Consider the following 17,623-nt stretch of genomic DNA (forward strand, 5'->3'; position numbering starts at 1 on the left):
CTTCCCCCGCCCCGCCATGTCCGCCGCCTTCGGCACCGAAACCGTGCTCGACGTCCGCCACTGGACGGACGACTACTTCAGCTTCACCACCACGCGCGACCCCGGCCTGCGCTTCGCCAGCGGCCAGTTCGTGATGATCGGCCTGCCCGTCGAACAGGCGGATGGCACGGCGCGACCGTTGCTGCGCGCCTATTCGATCGCGAGCGCGAGCTGGGAGGAGCAGCTGGAGTTCTTCAGCATCAAGGTGCCGGACGGGCCGCTGACCTCGCGCCTGCGGCACGTGCGCCCCGGCGACCCGGTGCTGGTCGGGCGCAAGCCGACCGGCACGCTGCTGGTCCACGACCTGCACCCCGGGCGCAACCTCTACCTGCTCGGCACCGGCACGGGCCTGGCGCCCTGGCTGTCGATCATCCGCGACCCGGAGACCTACGACCGCTTCGAGCGCGTGGTCGTGTGCCACGGCGTGCGCCATGCCCGCGACCTCGCGTACCGCGACCAGATCCGCGCGCTCGCCTCGCACGACCTGCTCGGCGACCTGGTGCGCGACCGGCTGCTGTACTACCCGGCGGTCACGCGGGAAGACCATGTCGAGGACGGGCGCCGCCATCGCGGGCGGCTGACCGACCTGATGGCGAGTGGACAGATGGCCAGCGACCTCGGCCTGGATCCCGTCGACCCCGCCCGTGACCGGGCGATGCTGTGCGGCAGCCCGGCCATGCTGTCCGACTTCCGCGCGCTGCTGGAGGGTCGCGGATTCACCGCCGCGCCGCGCATCGGCACGCCCGGCGAGTACGTGTTCGAGCGCGCCTTCGTCGAGAAGTGAGCGCCCGGGTTCCCGCCCGATGCCGGTCGGGGTTCACCGCAGGTGCCCACCCGGGGGTCAGTGCCCGAGGGCGGCCCGGACGTCCTCTTCGAGCGCTTCGGGCTTCGTCGTCGGCGCATGCCGCGACAGCACGCGGCCGTCGCGGCCGACCAGGAACTTGGTGAAGTTCCACTTGATCGCCTCGCTTCCGAGCAGGCCGGGCTTCTGGTCCTTGAGCCAGCGCCAGAACGGATGCGCGCCGTCGCCGTTGACCTCGACCTTGGCGAACATCGGGAACCCGACGTCGTAGTTCAGCTTGCAGAAACTGGCGATCTCGGCCTCGTCGCCCGGCTCCTGGTGGCCGAACTGGTCGCACGGGAAGCCCAGCACCGCGAAGCCTTCCTCCCGGTGCTGGCGCCACAACTGCTCGAGGCCCTCGTACTGCGGCGTGAACCCGCACCGCGAGGCGACGTTGACGACCAGCAGCACCTGGCCGCGGAAGTCGTCGAGCGGCCGCGGCCGGCCCTCGATGTCGTCGGCGACGAAATCGAAGGCGGTGCGGGCGGTGTCCCGGTCGGCCATCGGTCAGTGCTTCCCGGGTTCCGACACTTCCTTGACGACCTCGGCGGTCTGCGCGTCCTTGCCGCTGCGCGCCACGTCGGCCTGCGCCACGATGCCGGCCACGCCGCCGCGCGAGTCGACCACCAGCACGCGGCGGATCTTGTGCTGCTCCATCACGTTGCACGCCTCCTCGAGGCTGCAGTCCTCGGGCACCGTCGCCACCGGCGAGGTCATGTAATCGCCCACCGTCGCCGAGGACGGATCGCAGCCGCCGGCGACCGCGCGGATCGCGATGTCCCGGTCGGTGATCACGCCCAGGGGCTGGCGCGCGCCGTCGATGACCGGGATCTGGCCGCAGTCGTTGTCCTTCATCAGCCTCGCGGCCTCCTGCAGGGTCGTGCCCTGGGTGCAGCATGCGGGGTTGGCGGTCATCACCGAGCGCAGGTCCATGGCGGTCGTCCTCTTTGAATCGGGGGGGAGCGGCTCAGGGTGCCGTCCCAAGGGTTTGATCCGGGTGAATCCCGGTGGGCCGGGCGAATCCGGACGAACCCGGCCCCCTCCCATCGGTCGCGACCGGGCCATTGGTCATGGGCACCGCGCCGCGGGGATACGGTAGGCTCCGGTGTTCCGCCCGACGAGGACGCCTCGACATGAACCACCCGATCGCCAGGACCCTGGCCGTCGCCATCGCGCTGACGCTGGCAGGCTGCGCCACCGCCCCGCGCGCCGACGACGCGCCCGTGGCCGAGTCCGCCGACGCCAACGACGTGAGCGCCATGTCCAATCCCTTCTACGCCGAAAGCACCCTGCCGCTGAAGTACCCGCATTTCGACCGGATCGAGGACAGCCACTTCGGGCCGGCCTTCGACCGCGGCATGGCCGACCACCTCGAGGAAGTCGAAGCGATCGCGAACAACCCCGAGCCGGCGAGCTTCGAGAACACGATCCTGGCGCTGGAGAAGTCCGGCGAGATCCTCGACCGCGTCGCCACGGTGTTCTTCAACCTGATCGGCACCGACACCAACGACACGCGCCAGGCCCTGCAGGCCGAATATGCGCCGAAGCTGTCCGCGCACAGCGATGCGATCACGCTGAACCCCGCCCTGTTCGCGCGCATCGACACCCTGCACCAGAACCGCAACAGCCTGGGCCTGGACGCCGAGGGCGTCCGCCTGGTCGAGCGGTACCACACCAACTTCGTCCGCGCCGGCGCCCGCCTGGACGAGACGCAGAAGGCCCGCCTGCGCGAGATCAACGGCGAGCTGGCGACGCTCGGCACGCAGTTCAGCCAGAACGTGCTGAAGGAAGTGAACGCCTCCGCGATCGTGGTCGAGGACCGCACGCGCCTGGCCGGCCTCTCCGACGAGCAGGTCACCGCCGCCGCCGAAGCCGCCAAGGCGCGCGGCATGGACGGCAAGTACGTGATCGCACTGCAGAACACCACCGGCCAGCCGCCGAACACCTACCTGCACGACCGCGCGCTGCGCCAGCAGATCCACGAGGCCTCGGTCGCGCGCGGCAGCCGCGGCAACGAGTTCGACAACACCGGCATCGTGGCCCGCGTGCTGGCGCTGCGCGACGAGCGCGCGCGCATGCTCGGCTACGACAACCACGCCGAGTACGTGCTGGACGACGAGACCGCGAAGACGCCCGAGGCGGTCAACGCGATGCTGGGCAAGCTGGCGCCGGCCGCAGTCGCGAACGCGCGCCGCGAGGGTGCCGCGCTGCAGGCGATGATCGACAAGGAGCAGGCCGCCAAGGGCGAGCCGAGCTTCCAGCTCGCACCGTGGGACTGGGCCTACTACGCCGAGAAGGTCCGCCAGGACCGCTACGACTTCGACGAGTCCGAGCTCAAGCCGTACCTGGAGATGCGCAACGTGCTGGAGAACGGCGTGTTCCATGCCGCCAACCAGCTGTACGGGATCTCCTTCAAGGAGCGCACCGACCTGCCGAAGTACCACCCGGACACGTGGACCTACGACGTGTTCGACAAGGACGGAAGCCAGCTGGCGATCTTCATCTTCGACCCGTACGCGCGCGATTCGAAGCGCGGCGGCGCGTGGATGAACTCCTACGTCTCGCAGAGCGACCTGATGGGCACCCTGCCGGTCGTGACCAACCACCAGAACATCCCCAAGCCGTCCGAAGGCGAGCCGACGCTGCTCACCTGGGACGAGGTGACGACGATGTTCCACGAGTTCGGCCACGCCCTGCACGGCATGTTCTCGGACGTGAAGTACCCGATGTTCTCCGGCACCAGCGTGCCGCGCGACTTCGTGGAGTTCCCCAGCCAGGTCAACGAGATGTGGGCCGACTGGCCGAGCGTGCTGGCCAACTATGCCAAGCACCACGAGACCGGCGAGCCGATGCCGCAGGCGCTGCTCGACAAGGTCGTCGCCGCCGCCCAGTTCAACCAGGGCTTCGCGACCACCGAGTACCTGGCTGCGGCGATGATCGACCAGGCGCTGCACCAGCAGCCGACCGCCTCGCTGCCGGCGGCCAACCAGATCGTCGACTTCGAGGCGGCGACGCTGGAGAAGATCGGCCTGGACTACGCGCCGGTGCCGCCGCGATACCGCATCCCGTACTTCAGCCACATCATGGGCGGCTACTCGGCCGGCTACTACGCCTACATCTGGTCCGAGGTGCTCGACGCGAACACCGTGGCATGGATCGAGGACAACGGTGGCCTGACCACGGCGAACGGCGATCGCTTCCGCGCCACGCTGCTGTCGCAGGGCGGCAGCAAGGATGCGCTGCAGCTGTTCCGCGACTTCACCGGCGCGGAGCCGAGGATCGAACCGCTGCTGGCACGGCGCGGACTGGATTCCGCCCCCGACGCTGACGACAGCGCGCCGCCTTCGGGCGCCGAGGCCACCGAGCCCGGTACTTCGGACTGACCGCCCGCCGTGCACGACGGACCGCCCGGGAGACCGGGCGGTCTTTTTTTTGCCGTCAGACTGCGGGCACGGGGGCCGGCGCGGACAAGGCGGACCGCGCCCCGCCCTGCACGAGGGCGGCGCGCACGGCGGGCCGTCCCGCCGCCTCGAGCGACGGATCGAACACGACCTCCCCGCCCACGCGCCAGCCGACGGCGATGCCGTCCCGCCAGGCGACCTTCGCACCCGGCTGGCGCGCCACGCGGCTGCCGCCGACCAGCAGGCCCGCCAGGTTCAACGGGTCCGAGGCGGCGACCACCACGATCGCGCCGTCCGCGTCGCGCTTGCGCACGTCGCGCAGCAGGCCGACCGCCTCCGGCAATGCGAACTGCTCGCCCGCGAGACCGTCCACGAACCGGCCGCCGCGGATCTCGCCCCGCGCCTCCAGCCGACGGTAGACCGCGGCCAGCGCGCGCCACCGCGGCAGCCAGGGCGCCTCGCGCTCCAGCAACCGCCAGCTCACCACGCCATAGCGCCGCAGCAACACGCGCGCGGCATGCTCCACGTCGGCATCGGTCGATGCCTCCCGCCCCCCGCGCGCAAGCGTCCAGCGGCCGGCATCCTCGATCCCGCCCAGCATCGCGCGCTGCCGTTGCCGGTGCCCGGGGCGCCTGCGCGCGGCGGGCACCATGAGGGCGCGCAGGCCCGCGAAGCTGTCGCAGGACGCCACGCCCCGGGCGACCAGTTCGCCGAGCGCGTCCTCCAGTTCGGTGCGCAGCAGGTGCGTGTCCACGAGCAGGTCGTCGAAGAAGGACGCGCCGTGCGCGCGCAGCGCCCCGGCGACCTTTTCCGCCCGCGACGACAGCAGCGGCGCCTGTGTCGCATCACCCGCGGCCAGCCGCGCCCACCGGGCGAGGTCGCGCCGCGGCGCCAGCACGAGCGGCGTCGACCGCAGCGCGTTGCCGCCCTTGCCTTCGGCCGGCGCCTCGCGCAGCCGGGCCCAAGCGATGCGGCCGGCGGCGCATAGTTCGTCCAGCCAGGGGAAGGAATAGTCCGCGAGGCGGGCCGGCAACAGCGCCGACTCCCAGGTGCCCGCCGCCGCCTCGAACCCCTCGAGCTGCGCCAGCACGCCGGCGAGTGCCTCGGGGCCACCGGCGCGCGTACCGGGCGAGACCCGTTGCCAGTCGCACAGGAAACGCATGAACGTGCGCGGTGACACCGGGGCGATTTCGCGACGCAGCCGGCCCAGCGTCTGGCGGTGGATGCGCGCGAGCAGGTGGCGTTCGCACCACTCCTCCGCCGCGTCCGGGGCCTGCGCGGCACCCGAATAGCGGCCGCGCATCGCGTAGCCCTCGCCTTCCAGCCGCGCCAGCGCCATCGCGACTTCGTCGTCCGCGACGCCGAACGGCGCGGACAGGCGATCCGCGGTGACCGCGCCCAGGCCGGACAGCCGTGCCCGGAACAGTTCCGCCAGCGCATCCCCGCGCGACCACGGCGTCTCGAACGCGGCCGGCACGCGTACCGGGGGCTCGCAGGACGCGCCGGGGCACAGTGCCCGCACCTCCGGCCAACGCTCGGTCGCACACCACAGCGGCATCGCGCGCGTCGGATCGCCGGCCGGCGGCGCGACGCAGGTCGCGCGTCCCTCGCGCGCCAGGGACGCAAGCAGCCCGGGCCAGTGACCCTCCTGGTCCGCCTCGGCCACCGTCACCATGCCCAGCCCCATCAGCGCCTCGTGCATCTCGTCGGCATCCCGCGCCTGCGGCCAGGCCTGCGCGCCGACGTCGCGCACGACCTCCGGATCGAGGCGGCCCAGGTCGCCGGTGTCCACGCCGGGCCTGCGCGTGGCGACCGCCTGGGTGCGCCGCTCCTCGAGCGGCGCATCGTCCAGGAACGCGTACGGCCGTGCGCCGAGCGCTTCGGCCGCGAACGGCGACGGCGCCGTCAGGTCGCGCGCGACGATCTCGATGCCGCCGGATTCCAGGCCCCGCAGCAGCGCGAGCCACCCATCCACGTCCATCGCCTCGTGCAGGCAGTCGTGCAGCGTCTGGGCGACCAGCGGGTGGTCGGGGACCTCGCGCTCGCCGACGACGTTCTCCAGGCACGCGACCTGGTCCGGGAACACCGTCGCGAGCAGGTCCTCCGACCGCATGCGCTGCAGTTGCGGCGCGACCTTCCTGCCGCCGGAGAACCTGGGCAGGGCGAGCGCGTTGGTCGCGTTCCAGCGCCAACGCGCGGCGAACATCGGCGCGTCCAGCAGCGCCTGCACGAGGACGTGCTCGGCGCTGGACGAATGCAGGTAGCCGGCGACCTCGATGAGCGGGAAGCTGTGGCTGGTCGACAGCGACAGCACGATCGCGTCCTCGGTGGCCGCGGCCTGCAGTTCGAAGTTGAACTTGCGGCAGAACCGCTTGCGCAGCGCCAGGCCCCAGGCACGGTTGACGCGGCTGCCGAACGGGCTGTGGACCAGCAACTGGGTGCCGCCCGACTCGTCGAAGAAACGCTCCATGGCGATGCGCCCCCGCGTGGGCAGCATGCCGAACGCCGCGAGTTGGCTGGCCAGGTAGTCGACGACCTGCCGCGCGGCGTCCTCGTGGATCCCGACGTCGCCCACCAGCCACGCCACCGCCGGCCCGGTGTCACCCTCCGCGCCGCGCAGCAGCGCCTCCACGGTGTCCCGCAGCCGCGAGACGCCGATCGAGAGTTCATCGGTGCGCCCGGGCGCCTCGCCCAGCCAGAACGGGATGTTGGGCGGCTGGCCCTGCGCATCCTCCACGCGCACCCGGCCCGCCTCGACCTTGAGGACCCGGTAGCTGGCGTTGCCGAGCTGGAAGATGTCGCCGGCGATGCTCTCGATGGCGAAATCCTCGTTGACGGTGCCGATGGTCACCGACTGCGGCTCGAGGAGGACGGTGTAGTCGCCGGTTTCCGGGATGGTGCCGCCGGACGTCACCGCCACCATGCGGGCGGCACGCCGGCCCCGCAGCCGGCCGTTCACCGCATCGCGGTGCAAGAGTCCGGCGCGCGTGCCACGGCGGCTCGCGAAGCCCTCGGCCAGCATCGCGACGACGGCGTCGAAGTCCTTGCGCGCCAGCGCTGCGTAGGGCCAGGCGCGCCGCAACACGTCGAACAGCGCGTCCTCCTCCCATTCGCGCGAAGCGACTTCCGCGATGACCTGCTGCGCCAGCACGTCCAGCGGCGCCGGCGGCATTCGCAGGGCGTCGAGTTCGCCGCGCCGGACGCAGTCCAGCAGCGCCGTGCATTCGACCAGGTCGTCCCGCGACGTGGGGAACAGACGTCCCTTCGGCACACCGCCGACGTGGTGCCCGGACCGCCCCACCCGCTGGAGGAACGCGGCGATCGAACGCGGCGAGCCGACCTGGCAGGCGAGGTCCACGTCGCCGATGTCGATGCCCAGCTCGAGCGACGCCGTCGCCACCAGGACCTGCAGCTGCCCGGATTTGAGGCGCTGCTCGGCATCCAGGCGCGATTCGCGGGACAGGCTGCCGTGGTGCGCGGCGACCCGCTCGTGCCCGAGCAGTTCGGCGAGGTGCCGCGCGGTCCGCTCGGCCATCCGGCGCGTGTTGACGAAGACCAGCGTCGTGCGATGCGCGCGCACCAGTTCGGCCAGGCGCGCATGCACCGTCGCCCACTGCTCGCCCGACATCACGGCCTGCAGCGGCGCGGGGGGCAGCCCGAGGGCCAGGTCGCGCGGTCGGCAATGCCCCACGTCCACGATGTCGCAGTCCGGTCGCGGCAGCCCGTCGTCGCCCTGCCCTTCGACGAGGTTGCCCGCACCGACCAGGAAACGCGCGACGTCCTCGACCGGCTTCTGGGTCGCCGACAGCCCGATGCGCGCCAGCCTGCGGCCGCACAGCGCCTCGAGCCGCGCCAGGCTCAGCGCGAGGTGGCTGCCGCGCTTGCCCGAGACCATCGCGTGGATCTCGTCGACGATCACCGTGCGCGTGCCGCCGAGCATCGCGCGGCCGGATTCGGAACCGAGCAGCACGTAAAGCGATTCGGGCGTCGTGACCAGGATGTGCGGCGGCCGGCGCCGCAGCGCCGCGCGTTCGGCCTGGGGCGTGTCGCCGGTGCGGACGGCCGTGCGGATCTCGACGTCCGGCAGGCCCCGCCGCGCGAGGTGCTCGCGGATCCCGGCCAGCGGGGCCTCGAGGTTGAGGTGGATGTCGTTGGACAGCGCCTTGAGCGGCGACACGTAGACGATGCGGGTCGCGTCGGGAAGCGCGCCGTCCACGCCGAGGCGCACCAGCGAATCGATCGCCGCCAGGAACGCCGTCAGCGTCTTGCCCGACCCGGTGGGTGCGGCCACGAGCACGTGGCGGCCGGAGGCGATGCGCGGCCAGGCCGCCGCCTGTGCGTCGGTGGGCGCGGGAAACGTCTCGGAGAACCACCCGGCCACCGCCGGATGGAAGCCTTCGAGGGCGGGGAACGGCGCGGGCATCGCGCGATTATCCGCCCCGCCCCGTCCGGGCACCTGAACACCGCGCCCGGGCGGCAGGCTCGACAACGACAGGCGGAACGGGGCGGGCATCGGCACACCGTGCGATACCACGGTCTTGCGGACTGCGACGCTCACGGCGCCTTGGCCCGGTCCGGACCACAGTGCGGCGGGTGATCGAAGACGCCGCCCCGACCGCCTGGCCGCACGCGCTCCGCCGGCGCCTCCACGGCACCGCCGTCGAGATCGAGGACACCGTCGACGCCGCCTGGCGCCGCCTGGATGCGCGCCTCGGCCGCGACCAGCCACGCCACATCGCCGCCTACCGCGGCCATGGCGATGCACGTGGCGTGGAGCTGTTCGGCCGGGTGCTCGCCGACACGCCGCGGGGTGGTCCCGAAGAGGACGACGCGTGGTGGGAGAACCTGCTCTCCACCTACCGGCGGTTCGCCAGCCGCGAACTGCCCGGCGTGCCCCTCCGGGTCGCCTTCCATGGCGTGCAGGCCTCGGTCCGCTCGGACGACGAGGGCTACTACGCCGCGCACCTCGACGGCACCGGCGCGCCCGGGCCGCTGCTGTGGGACAACGCGACGGTCTCGCTCGAGGATCGCACGCTGACCTTCCCGCAGCCGGTCCTGCAGGTCGCGCCGGACGCGCGCTTCGGCGTCATCTCCGACATCGACGACACGATCCTGCACAGCTCGATCGTGGACTGGAAGACCGCCGCGCAACTGACGTTCCTGCACAACGCGCGCACCCGCAAGCCGCTCGATGGCGTCGCCGCCTTCTACCAGGCACTGCAGGCGGGCGCGCAGGCGCGCGAGGGCCATCGGCGCCATCCGGTCTTCTACGTGTCCAGCTCGCCCTGGAACCTGTACGACCTGCTGGACGACTTCATCGAACTCAATGCCATCCCGTGCGGCCCGATCTTCCTTCGCGACATCGGGCTCGACGAGACCAAGTTCCTCAAGAGCACGGGCCACGGCCACAAGCTCGAGCGCGCGATCGCGCTGATCGAGCGCTATCCCCACCTGTCGTGGGTCCTCGCGGGCGACTCGGGCCAGGCCGACGCGGAACTCTACGCCGAGGCCGCGCTCGCCCACCCCGACCGGATCCTCGCGATCTACATCCGCGACGTGGACCCGGGCGTCGATTCCGCGCTCGACCGCGGCGTCGACGCCCACATCGAACGCGTCGCGGGCACGTCGGTGCCGATGCTGCGCTCGCGCGACAGCTTGGCGATGGCCGAGCACGCGGCCGGGCTCGGCCTCGTCGAGCGCGGGGCGATCGCGGGCGTGGCGCGCGAGGTCGCCCGCGACAAGGCCCGGCCGGCGCTGGCCGAGGCCGCCGTCGAGGGTGCGACCACCGCCACGGGCGCCTAGCGCGCGGCCACGTAGCCGCCGGGCACGCCGCGCGGCGAGAGCACGAGCTGCCAGAGCTGGTTCCGCCGGGCGCGGAAGGTCGCCATCGAACCGGCGAGGTAGAACCGCCACATGCGGCGGAACCGCACGTCGTAGCGCGGGGGCAGGCGCGGCCAGGCGGCCTCGATGTTGTCCCGCCACGCCCGGAGCGTGAGGTCGTAGTCGCTGCCGAAGTTGTGCCAGTCCTCGACCACGAACCGGCCTTCAAGCGCCCGCGTGAGCTGCGCGGCCGAAGGCAGCATCGAGTTCGGGAACACGTGCCGCGCGATCCAGGGATCGGTGCGGCGGCGCGAGCGACTCGCGCCGATCGTGTGCAGCAGCGCCAGCCCCCCGCCCGTGCCCGCATCGTCACGCAGGCAGCGGCGGACGACGTCGAAGAAGCGCGCGTAGTTGCGCACGCCGACGTGCTCGAACATCCCGATCGAGACGATCCGGTCGAAGGGCTCCGAGAGCGCCCGGTAGTCCTGGAGCCGGATCTCGACCGGCAGCCCCTCGCAACGCGCGCGGGCATACGCGGCCTGCTCGCGGGAGATGGTCACGCCGACGCCTTCGACACCGTACCGGCGGGCGGCGAAACGGAGCATCTCGCCCCAGCCGCAGCCGATGTCGAGCAGCCGCATGCCGGGGCGAAGGCCCAGCTTCCTGCAGCACAGGTCGAGCTTCGCCTCCTGCGCGGCGTCCAGGTCTGGCGCGCGTGCCCAGTAGCCGCAGCTGTAGACCATGCGGCGGCCGAGCATCGCCTCGTAGAGGTCATTGCCCAAGTCGTAGTGCCGCTCGCCGACCTCGAAGGCGCGGCGGACCGCCTGCAGGTTCACCAGGCGTGCGCGCAGGCCGTCGAGCAGCGCGACCACGCCGCGCACGCGCTCGTCGACGCGCGCCTCGAGCAGCCGGAACAGGAATCCGTCGAGCGACGCGGCGTCCCACCAGCCGTCGATGTATGCATCCCCCAGGCCCAGCGACCCCTGCGCCAGGACGCGCCGGTACAAGCGCGGGTCGTGGACCTGGATGTCCCAGGGCCGCGGGCCGTCGACGCGCACGCCGGCGGCGTCGAGCAACGCGGCGACGCGTCGCCCGGCGGGGCCCAGGCCGCCCGGCGGCCGGAAGTCCGCGATCTGGTCCATCGACGTGCCATCCCGCGCGGGATGCCCGGGACCAGCATAGTGCGTCGTCGCGCGCGGTGCGCGTCACCCGCCGGCGAACAGCGCCCGGTAGTCGGCCGCCACGTGGGGCAGGAGGGTCGCCGCCGGCACTTCCACGATCTGGGTGCCCGCGGCATACGGCGCGACCTGGTAGGGCGGGAACACGAAGCGCAGCGCGGTGATCCGGCCTTCGCCGTCGAGCACGGGTTCGAGGATGTCGAAGTTCCCGGGCTCCGGCGTGGTGCCATCCTCGAGCATGCGTGCGCGCGTGCGCAGGAACTCGGCGCGCGCCTCGCCCTCCAGCCCGGCGTCGTCGGCCTCCTGCGCCAGGCGCGTGTGCAGGCGCTCGCGCGTCTGTTCCGACACCGCGGCCCAGGCGTCCGCGCCGGCGAAGAGTTCCGATGCCACCAGCATCGCGTTGCGCTCGGGGAGCCAGACGAACCGCTCGACCAGCGCCTTGCCGTGCGCGCCGCCGAGGTAACTGCTGCCATCCACCGCGACGGCGACGATGCGCGGCGTCGCCTCGAGCTCGGTGAAGGACAGCGAGAGGTCGTACGGGCCGACGGCATCCGCGGGCCGAGCCTCGACGGCCGCCATGAGTTCGGCCCGCGCCGCGTCGGCATAGGCCTTGAGCGCGCGGGCCAGTCCGGGATGGGCGTTGGCCACGGACGGATACGTGATGCCGATGATGTAGCCGGGATCGCGCTCGACCACGTCCTCGAGGCTCACGGGGGCATTCGTGCCCTCGCCTGCCGGCGACGTGGCCGCCTCGCGGGGCTGCCCGGCGGGGGTGTCCGCCGGCGGCGCGTCCCGCCCGCAGGCGGCGGCGAGGAGGAATGCAAGCGGGACCGCCGCCTGCACGCAGCGCCGGAACGTCGCGCGTATCGCTGCCGCATGTGGGTGGAGTGGGAGGGACATGGCTGTCTCCGGTCCTTCGGAAATGCCCGCAACGCTAAATGCGCCGGCGTGATGCCCGGATGGACGCCGCCGCGCCGCCGTCCCCGGACCGCGGGCAAGAAAAAACCCGGCCGGAGCCGGGTTCTTCCTTGTGACGGTGTCGCGTGGCTTAGACAGCCTGGACCTCGTCGGCCTGCAGGCCCTTCTGGCCCTGCACGACCTTGAAGGTCACCTTCTGGCCTTCCTGCAGCGACTTGAAGCCGGTGCCCTGGATGGAACGGAAGTGCACGAACAGGTCCGGGCCGGACTCCGGGGTGATGAAGCCGAAGCCCTTGGCGTCGTTGAACCACTTGACGGTACCGGTCTGACGATCCGACATCTCTTTACTCCTTGGAACATTTCTTAGCGGGTTGTTGATTTGCACGGTCGCCGTCCTCGGGAAGGCGTACCGGACTGTCGAGCAAGGGGTAATGACGCGAGAAGCGATGTAGCGGATCGGTCGGATCTACCGCATCGGAGCCACGATGTACCGTGATCCCGGCATGAACAGTGCGCCTAACATACCCGAAATCCGGAGGGAAGTGCGACCCCCGCCCGGAGAAGCGCCGCCTAGCCCGGCCCGCCGTTCAGCCGGACCGCATTCCCCGGCCGCCCGCGCGATCCCCCGCCCGGCGCCCCGGGCGCCACGCGGCGGCTCATCGGCCGCCGACCGCGCCGCCGGTCCCACCGTGCTCGCGGAGCCACGCCTCCGCGAACGAACAGGTCGCCTCGACCTGCAGTCCCTCGCGCCCGGCGTGCTCGACCGCGGCGCGGACCAGCGCCCCGCCGATGCCGCGGCCGCCGATTTCCCCGGGCACGCGGGTGTGGGTGATCCGCAGCCGATCGCCCGCCACCTCGTAGTCCAAGTGGCCCTGGAACCCGTCCACCTCGACGAGGAAGCGGCCCGGGACGGGGTGGTGGGTGATGTCCAGCTCGGGGGTCTCCGGCATCCTGCGGCTCCTGTGGCTTGGTGGTCTATCCGGGGTCAGCGGCCGTCGCGCTTGGCCTGGTTCCGTCGGTCGGTGGTCGAGACGCTGCCCTCGATGGCAGGCAGGCGGCTCTCGGCGTCGTGCAGCTCGCGCGCCTTCGCCGCGGCCTCCCCGGACTGGTAGCCCGGCGCGGGCCCGTGCGCGTGCGCGGCGTCGAACTGCTCCCATGGCTGGGGCTGGCGATCATGGGCCCGCTTGGCCTCGAGCAGGCGGCGCGTGTTCGCCAGCGCCTTCGATGCGGTGATGCGCTTCGACCCGCCCTTGCCGGCGGCCTTGCCTGCCGTCGACTTGGCCGCCCTCGTCGTCTTCTTCGCCGGCGACTTCCCGACCCGCACGGCTGGGGTCCGCGCCTTTCCCGCGGCGGCCTTCTTCGTGGCGACCTTCCGCGCCGGTGCCTGCTTCGCCGCCGCCTTCCCGGTCACCGCCTTCCTGGCTGAAGCCTTCGATGCCGTCTTCTTCGCTGCGGTCTTCTTCGTTGCAGGCTTTTTCGTCGCGGTCTTCTTCGACGCCGTCTTCTTTGACGCTGTCTTCTTTGAGGCTGACTTCCTTGACGCGGTCTTCTTCGCTGCTGGCTTCTTCGCCGCAGGCTTCTTCGACGCCGTCTTCTTCGCCGGAGCCTTCGAAGTCGCCGACCGCCCGGAGGTCTTCTTCGCCGCCTTCTTCGCCTTCGTGCTGCTTGCGCGCTTCATCGCCATCCCGTCGTCTCCACGGTCCGGGCCGCGGTGCGGCCGATGGCGCCGTCGATACCAGCCCGGACATTCAGATCCGGTGATCGCCGCGACGGCGACGGCGCTCAGAACGAGGGCGACATCAGCTTCTCGAGGAAGCCGGCGGCCGCCCTCGGCTCCATCAGCAGGGTGAACAGCACGCCGTACGCCGCACCGGCCAGGTGCGCGCTGTGGTTGATGTTGTCGCCGCCGCGGCGATCCGCCCACATGCTGTAGCCGACGTAGGCGACCGCGTAGAGGATCGCGGGCACCGGCAGGAAGAACACGAAGATCAGCGACCACGGCGACGCGAGGATGTAGACGAAGAGCACGGCCGACACCGCCCCGGACGCCCCCAGGCTCCGGTAGTTCGCGTCGTTGCGGTGGCGCAGCCAGCTCGGGAGCATCGCCACCACGATCGCCGACAGGTAGAAGAGCAGGAAGCCGATCGACCCCAGGTAGGGGGTGAACAGCTGTTCGACCAGCCGCCCGAAGAAGTACAGCGTGACCATGTTGAACAGCAGGTGCTGCCAGTCGGCGTGCACGAAGCCATGGGTGACGAAGCGGTCGTACTGGTGGTTCCGGCGGATCGCCGGCGGCCAGAGCAGGAGCCGGTCGAGCAGGCGCGGGCGCTCGAACGCGAGCCACGACAAGCCGACCGTGGCGAGGATGACCAGGAGCGTGATCGACATGCGCGCGTCCGGATGGAAGGCCGGCCAGCGTATCGACCGGCGCCCGGGCGCGGAAGTCCGTGGCGCCTCCGCTATGCTCGTCCGCCGCCCCGGCCGCGATTCCGACGAACATGATCCGAACCGTCCTCCTCGCCTCCCTGGCCGCGCTTGCGCCCGTGTCGCCGGCCGCCGCCGCGACCGCCGCGGACCTGGTGACGCACGCCGAACGCACCGGGTTCGAGGAAACCGGCCGCTACGACGAGGTCGGCCGCCTGTGCGCGGCGTTCGCCTCGCGCTGGCCCGACGCGGTTCGCTGCGCAACCTTCGGCCAGACACCGGAAGGCCGGCCGATGCACGCGCTGGTCGCCTCGCGCAGCGGCGTGCTCGATCCGGCGGCCGCGCGTGCGCGCGGGCTGCCGGTCGTGCTGGTGCAAGGGGGGATCCACGCGGGCGAGATCGACGGCAAGGACGCCGGCTTCCTGGCCCTGCGCGAACTGCTCGAGGGCGAAGTGGCGCCCGGGGCGCTCGAGCGGCAGGTCGTTGTCTTCGTGCCGGTGCTCAACGTCGACGGACACGAGCGCTTCGGCGCATGAAACCGGCCCAACCAGCGCGGTCCGCGGGAGATGGGCTGGCGCACGACCGCGCGCAACCTCAACCTCAACCGCGACTACGCCAAGGCGGACGCGCCGGAGATGCGCGCCCTGCTCGGCCTGTTCGACGCGTGGGATCCGCTTGCCTACGTCGACCTGCACGCGACCAACGGGGCGCAGTTCGAGCACGACATCTCGATCCAGGTGCAGCCGTTCGCCGATGGCGACCCGGCCCTGGCCGAGGTCGGCCGGGCGTTGCGCGACGGCACGATCGCCCGGCTCGAAGCCGCGGGCTCGATGCCCCTGCCCTTCTATCCCTCGTTCGTCGAGCACGACAACCCGGATTCCGGATTCCGCGACGGGGTGTCGTCGCCCCGCTTCTCGCATGGCTACGCGTCGGTGCGGAACCGGCTCGGGATGCTGGTCGAGACGCATTCGTGGAAGCCGTACCCGGAGCGCGTGGCGGCGACGCGCAACACGATCGTGGCCGTCGTCGAACAGGTGGCCGAACACGGGAATGCCTGGCGGGCGGTGGCCTCGGCCGCGGATCGCCGGGCGAGCGCCCTGGCCGGGGCGCCCGTGGCGCTCGACTACCGCGTGGGTGACGCCTGCGAAACGATCGCGTTCAAGGGCTACGCGTGGACCCGGACGCCGTCCGACGTCTCCGGCGCGTCGATGACCCGCTACGACGAGCGCACGCCGCGCACCTGGCATGTTCCGCTGTGCGACGACATCGAACCGGCGTTGACCGTGGACGCCCCGCGCGGCGGCTACCTCGTGCCGGCCGCCCTCTCCGGCCCGGTCGGCGACGTGCTCGCGGTGCACGGCATCGCGTTCCGGCCGCTGGGCGCTCCGCTGGACGGCGCCGGCATATCGGCCTTCCGTGCCAGCGAGGTCACGTTCGCGGCCACCCCGTTCGAAGGCCGCCAGCGCGCCACGGTCCAGGGCGAATGGGCCCCGGAAGCGCGTGCGGTCGGCGCGGGCGGGCTGTTCGTGCCGATCGCGCAGCCCAAGGCGCGCCTGGTCATGGCGCTCCTCGAACCGCGCGCGCCGGACTCGATGGCCGCGTGGGGGATGTTCAACAACCACTTCGAGCGCAAGGAATACATGGAGGCCTACGTCGCCGAGCAGGTGGCGCGGGAGATGCTCGCGGCGGACCCGGCGCTCAGGGCGACCTTCGAGCGGCGCCTGCGCGAGGATCCGGCGTTCGCCGCCGATCCCGCGGCAAGGCTCGACTTCTTCTATCGCAGGCACCCGTCATGGGACGAGCGACTGCACCTGTATCCCGTCCTGCGCACCGCGACGGTGCCGGACTGACCGTCGCGATGCACTGCGCGACACGACGCGCGCTCGCGATCGCCGTCCTGGTCGCGGGCGGCCTGTCCGCATGCGATGGCCGTCCGACCGCCAGCGGTCAGGCGCCCGCGCCGGCCGCCACCACCACGGAGGCGACCGGCGCCGGGCCCGCCACGCCGCCGACGCACTGGCAGTGCGGCGAAACCGGCGTCGCCAGCCGGTCGGTCGGTCCCGGCACCGTCCGCCTGTTCGTTTCCGGCCGGTTGCTGGTCCTGCAGCACGGCGGGTCGGCGGCGGGGAACCGCGTGGCGACCGATGTCGAAGGAAACCGTTTCGATTCCGGGGGCGACGCCACGCGCCTCACCCTCCCGGGGGAACCGGGGAACGAGTGCACGCCAGCCGCCCGGCCGTCGCCCTGGTTCGAGGCCGCGGCGCGCGGCGTCCTCCTGCGCGGCGTGGGCAACGAACCCGGATGGTCCGTGGAGCTCCGTCCGGGCACGCCACCCACGCTCTTCGCAACGCTCGACTACGGCGAACGGACGCTCGAACTTCCATTGACGGCGGACACCCCCGCCGGCAGCCCCGCGCCGGCCTGGTCCGCGACCGCGCCGGGCATGCATGTCCGCCTGACCGCCACGCCCGGGCCATGCAAGGACGGGATGAGCGGCGTCCTGCACGAGGCCCGGGTCGAGCTGGCGGTGGACGACCGGCGCTACGCCGGCTGCGGTGCCTTCCTGGACGACTTCGCGGCCTTCATGGAGTGAGCGGCGGCGACGGAACGCCCGTTGGCCCCTTCCGGCAGGCTTTCCGCGTTGCCGTCAACAGGCCACACGAGTGAACGCCGCGATGCAGCTGAGGGAACGCCGGCGGCCGGGGAACGCCAACGGGCAGGCGAAAGCCGCGCTCGATGCGCTCACCCCGAGCCAGCGCGGCGCGCTGGCCTCGCTCGGCCACCTGGGCTGGCACCTGTCCTTCGTGAGGCACCCGCTGTTCCAGGCGCCCGAGGTGGTGATCCACGACGAGACGGGCGTACGTGTCGCGCTCCTGGAGGCCGACGGCACCGTCAACGAGCACCATCCGTTGCGCCTGCGGGCGTAGCGTTCCCGGAGGTTGCGTTCGGCGCCGCCGGGGCGAATGATCGATCCCACCGGTTCGATGCGCCACGGACGTTCC

The 17,623-nt window shown here is 72.0% G+C and carries 15 protein-coding genes and 1 pseudogene; 7 read left to right on the forward strand and 9 right to left on the reverse strand.

The annotated features are described in order from the left end of the window. Positions 1 to 16: 16 nt before the first annotated feature. The gene (locus ACYU7H_RS00415; RefSeq protein ID WP_460811585.1) at positions 17 to 823 is read left to right on the forward strand and encodes a ferredoxin--NADP reductase; all 807 of its coding nucleotides are present in this window, start codon (positions 17 to 19) and stop codon (positions 821 to 823) included. Positions 824 to 880: 57 nt separating this feature from the next. Here ACYU7H_RS00415 and ACYU7H_RS00420 read toward each other — a convergent pair whose 3' ends face one another. Then, on the reverse strand, positions 881 to 1,384 hold the full coding sequence (locus ACYU7H_RS00420) for a glutathione peroxidase (RefSeq protein WP_460811587.1): 504 nt from the start codon (positions 1,382 to 1,384) through the stop codon (positions 881 to 883). Positions 1,385 to 1,387: 3 nt separating this feature from the next. After that, on the reverse strand, positions 1,388 to 1,813 hold the full coding sequence (locus tag ACYU7H_RS00425) for a CBS domain-containing protein (RefSeq protein WP_460811588.1): 426 nt from the start codon (positions 1,811 to 1,813) through the stop codon (positions 1,388 to 1,390). 212 nt (positions 1,814 to 2,025) lie between these two features. Here ACYU7H_RS00425 and ACYU7H_RS00430 point away from each other — a divergent pair, with 212 nt between their 5' ends. Beyond that, complete coding sequence (locus ACYU7H_RS00430) at positions 2,026 to 4,263, forward strand: M3 family metallopeptidase (protein ID WP_460813012.1); 2,238 nt, start codon at positions 2,026 to 2,028, stop codon at positions 4,261 to 4,263. A 55-nt stretch (positions 4,264 to 4,318) separates the two neighbouring features. Here the strand turns inward: ACYU7H_RS00430 and ACYU7H_RS00435 are convergent, their stop codons facing one another. Continuing rightward, a complete protein-coding gene (locus tag ACYU7H_RS00435) occupies positions 4,319 to 8,704 on the reverse strand; it encodes a DEAD/DEAH box helicase (protein WP_460811590.1) in 4,386 nt (1,461 codons plus the stop codon). A 170-nt stretch (positions 8,705 to 8,874) separates the two neighbouring features. Between ACYU7H_RS00435 and ACYU7H_RS00440 the strand changes: the two genes are divergently transcribed. After that, entirely contained in the window at positions 8,875 to 10,083 is a 1,209-nt protein-coding gene (locus ACYU7H_RS00440; protein WP_460811592.1) for an App1 family protein, read from the forward strand. Here the strand turns inward: ACYU7H_RS00440 and cfa are convergent. The 5 genes from cfa to ACYU7H_RS00465 form a co-directional block, all read right to left on the reverse strand. Further along, positions 10,080 to 11,243 carry a cyclopropane fatty acyl phospholipid synthase gene (cfa, locus tag ACYU7H_RS00445; protein ID WP_460811594.1) on the reverse strand — a complete coding sequence of 388 codons (1,164 nt, stop codon included), beginning with the start codon at positions 11,241 to 11,243 and terminating at the stop codon, positions 10,080 to 10,082. The genes ACYU7H_RS00440 and cfa overlap by 4 nt on opposite strands. A gap of 63 nt (positions 11,244 to 11,306) precedes the next feature. Then, positions 11,307 to 12,179 carry a DUF3298 and DUF4163 domain-containing protein gene (locus ACYU7H_RS00450; RefSeq protein WP_460811595.1) on the reverse strand — a complete coding sequence of 291 codons (873 nt, stop codon included), beginning with the start codon at positions 12,177 to 12,179 and terminating at the stop codon, positions 11,307 to 11,309. 148 nt (positions 12,180 to 12,327) lie between these two features. Beyond that, positions 12,328 to 12,537 carry a cold-shock protein gene (locus ACYU7H_RS00455; protein ID WP_460811596.1) on the reverse strand — a complete coding sequence of 70 codons (210 nt, stop codon included), beginning with the start codon at positions 12,535 to 12,537 and terminating at the stop codon, positions 12,328 to 12,330. Positions 12,538 to 12,853: 316 nt separating this feature from the next. Continuing rightward, positions 12,854 to 13,147 (reverse strand): GNAT family N-acetyltransferase, encoded by a 294-nt coding sequence (locus tag ACYU7H_RS00460; protein ID WP_460811598.1) that lies wholly within the window; start codon positions 13,145 to 13,147, stop codon positions 12,854 to 12,856. Between the two features lie 35 nt (positions 13,148 to 13,182). After that, on the reverse strand, positions 13,183 to 13,521 hold the full coding sequence (locus ACYU7H_RS00465; protein WP_460811599.1) for a hypothetical protein: 339 nt from the start codon (positions 13,519 to 13,521) through the stop codon (positions 13,183 to 13,185). On the opposite strand from ACYU7H_RS00465, the gene ACYU7H_RS00470 reads away from it, so the two are divergent. After that, positions 13,475 to 14,047, forward strand: a complete 573-nt coding sequence (locus ACYU7H_RS00470) for a hypothetical protein (protein ID WP_460811601.1) — start codon at positions 13,475 to 13,477, stop codon at positions 14,045 to 14,047. The two genes, ACYU7H_RS00465 and ACYU7H_RS00470, sit on opposite strands and share 47 nt — an antisense overlap. On the opposite strand, the gene ACYU7H_RS00475 is transcribed toward ACYU7H_RS00470, so the two are convergent. Next, positions 13,980 to 14,585, reverse strand: a complete 606-nt coding sequence (locus tag ACYU7H_RS00475) for a rhomboid family intramembrane serine protease (protein ID WP_460811602.1) — start codon at positions 14,583 to 14,585, stop codon at positions 13,980 to 13,982. The genes ACYU7H_RS00470 and ACYU7H_RS00475 overlap by 68 nt on opposite strands. A gap of 110 nt (positions 14,586 to 14,695) precedes the next feature. Here ACYU7H_RS00475 and ACYU7H_RS00480 point away from each other — a divergent pair. The 3 genes and pseudogenes from ACYU7H_RS00480 (at position 14,696) to ACYU7H_RS00490 (ending at position 17,548) form a co-directional block, all read left to right on the forward strand. Continuing rightward, positions 14,696 to 16,471, forward strand: a pseudogene (locus tag ACYU7H_RS00480) (M14 family zinc carboxypeptidase). Positions 16,472 to 16,479: 8 nt separating this feature from the next. Continuing rightward, complete coding sequence (locus ACYU7H_RS00485) at positions 16,480 to 17,214, forward strand: hypothetical protein (protein WP_460811604.1); 735 nt, start codon at positions 16,480 to 16,482, stop codon at positions 17,212 to 17,214. Between the two features lie 70 nt (positions 17,215 to 17,284). Continuing rightward, a complete protein-coding gene (locus ACYU7H_RS00490) occupies positions 17,285 to 17,548 on the forward strand; it encodes a hypothetical protein (protein WP_460811605.1) in 264 nt (87 codons plus the stop codon). The last annotated feature ends 75 nt before the right edge of the window (positions 17,549 to 17,623 follow it).

The organism is Luteimonas pelagia, from assembly GCF_054776035.1.

Coding starts and splice junctions, on each gene's coding strand:
- ACYU7H_RS00415 (WP_460811585.1), top strand. CDS start 17: ATGTCCGCCGCCTTCGGCACCGAAACCGTGCTCGACGTCCGCCACTGG.
- ACYU7H_RS00420 (WP_460811587.1), bottom strand. CDS start 1,384: ATGGCCGACCGGGACACCGCCCGCACCGCCTTCGATTTCGTCGCCGAC.
- ACYU7H_RS00425 (WP_460811588.1), bottom strand. CDS start 1,813: ATGGACCTGCGCTCGGTGATGACCGCCAACCCCGCATGCTGCACCCAG.
- ACYU7H_RS00435 (WP_460811590.1), bottom strand. CDS start 8,704: ATGCCCGCGCCGTTCCCCGCCCTCGAAGGCTTCCATCCGGCGGTGGCC.
- cfa (WP_460811594.1), bottom strand. CDS start 11,243: ATGGACCAGATCGCGGACTTCCGGCCGCCGGGCGGCCTGGGCCCCGCC.
- ACYU7H_RS00450 (WP_460811595.1), bottom strand. CDS start 12,179: ATGTCCCTCCCACTCCACCCACATGCGGCAGCGATACGCGCGACGTTC.
- ACYU7H_RS00455 (WP_460811596.1), bottom strand. CDS start 12,537: ATGTCGGATCGTCAGACCGGTACCGTCAAGTGGTTCAACGACGCCAAG.
- ACYU7H_RS00460 (WP_460811598.1), bottom strand. CDS start 13,147: ATGCCGGAGACCCCCGAGCTGGACATCACCCACCACCCCGTCCCGGGC.
- ACYU7H_RS00475 (WP_460811602.1), bottom strand. CDS start 14,585: ATGTCGATCACGCTCCTGGTCATCCTCGCCACGGTCGGCTTGTCGTGG.
- ACYU7H_RS00485 (WP_460811604.1), top strand. CDS start 16,480: ATGCACTGCGCGACACGACGCGCGCTCGCGATCGCCGTCCTGGTCGCG.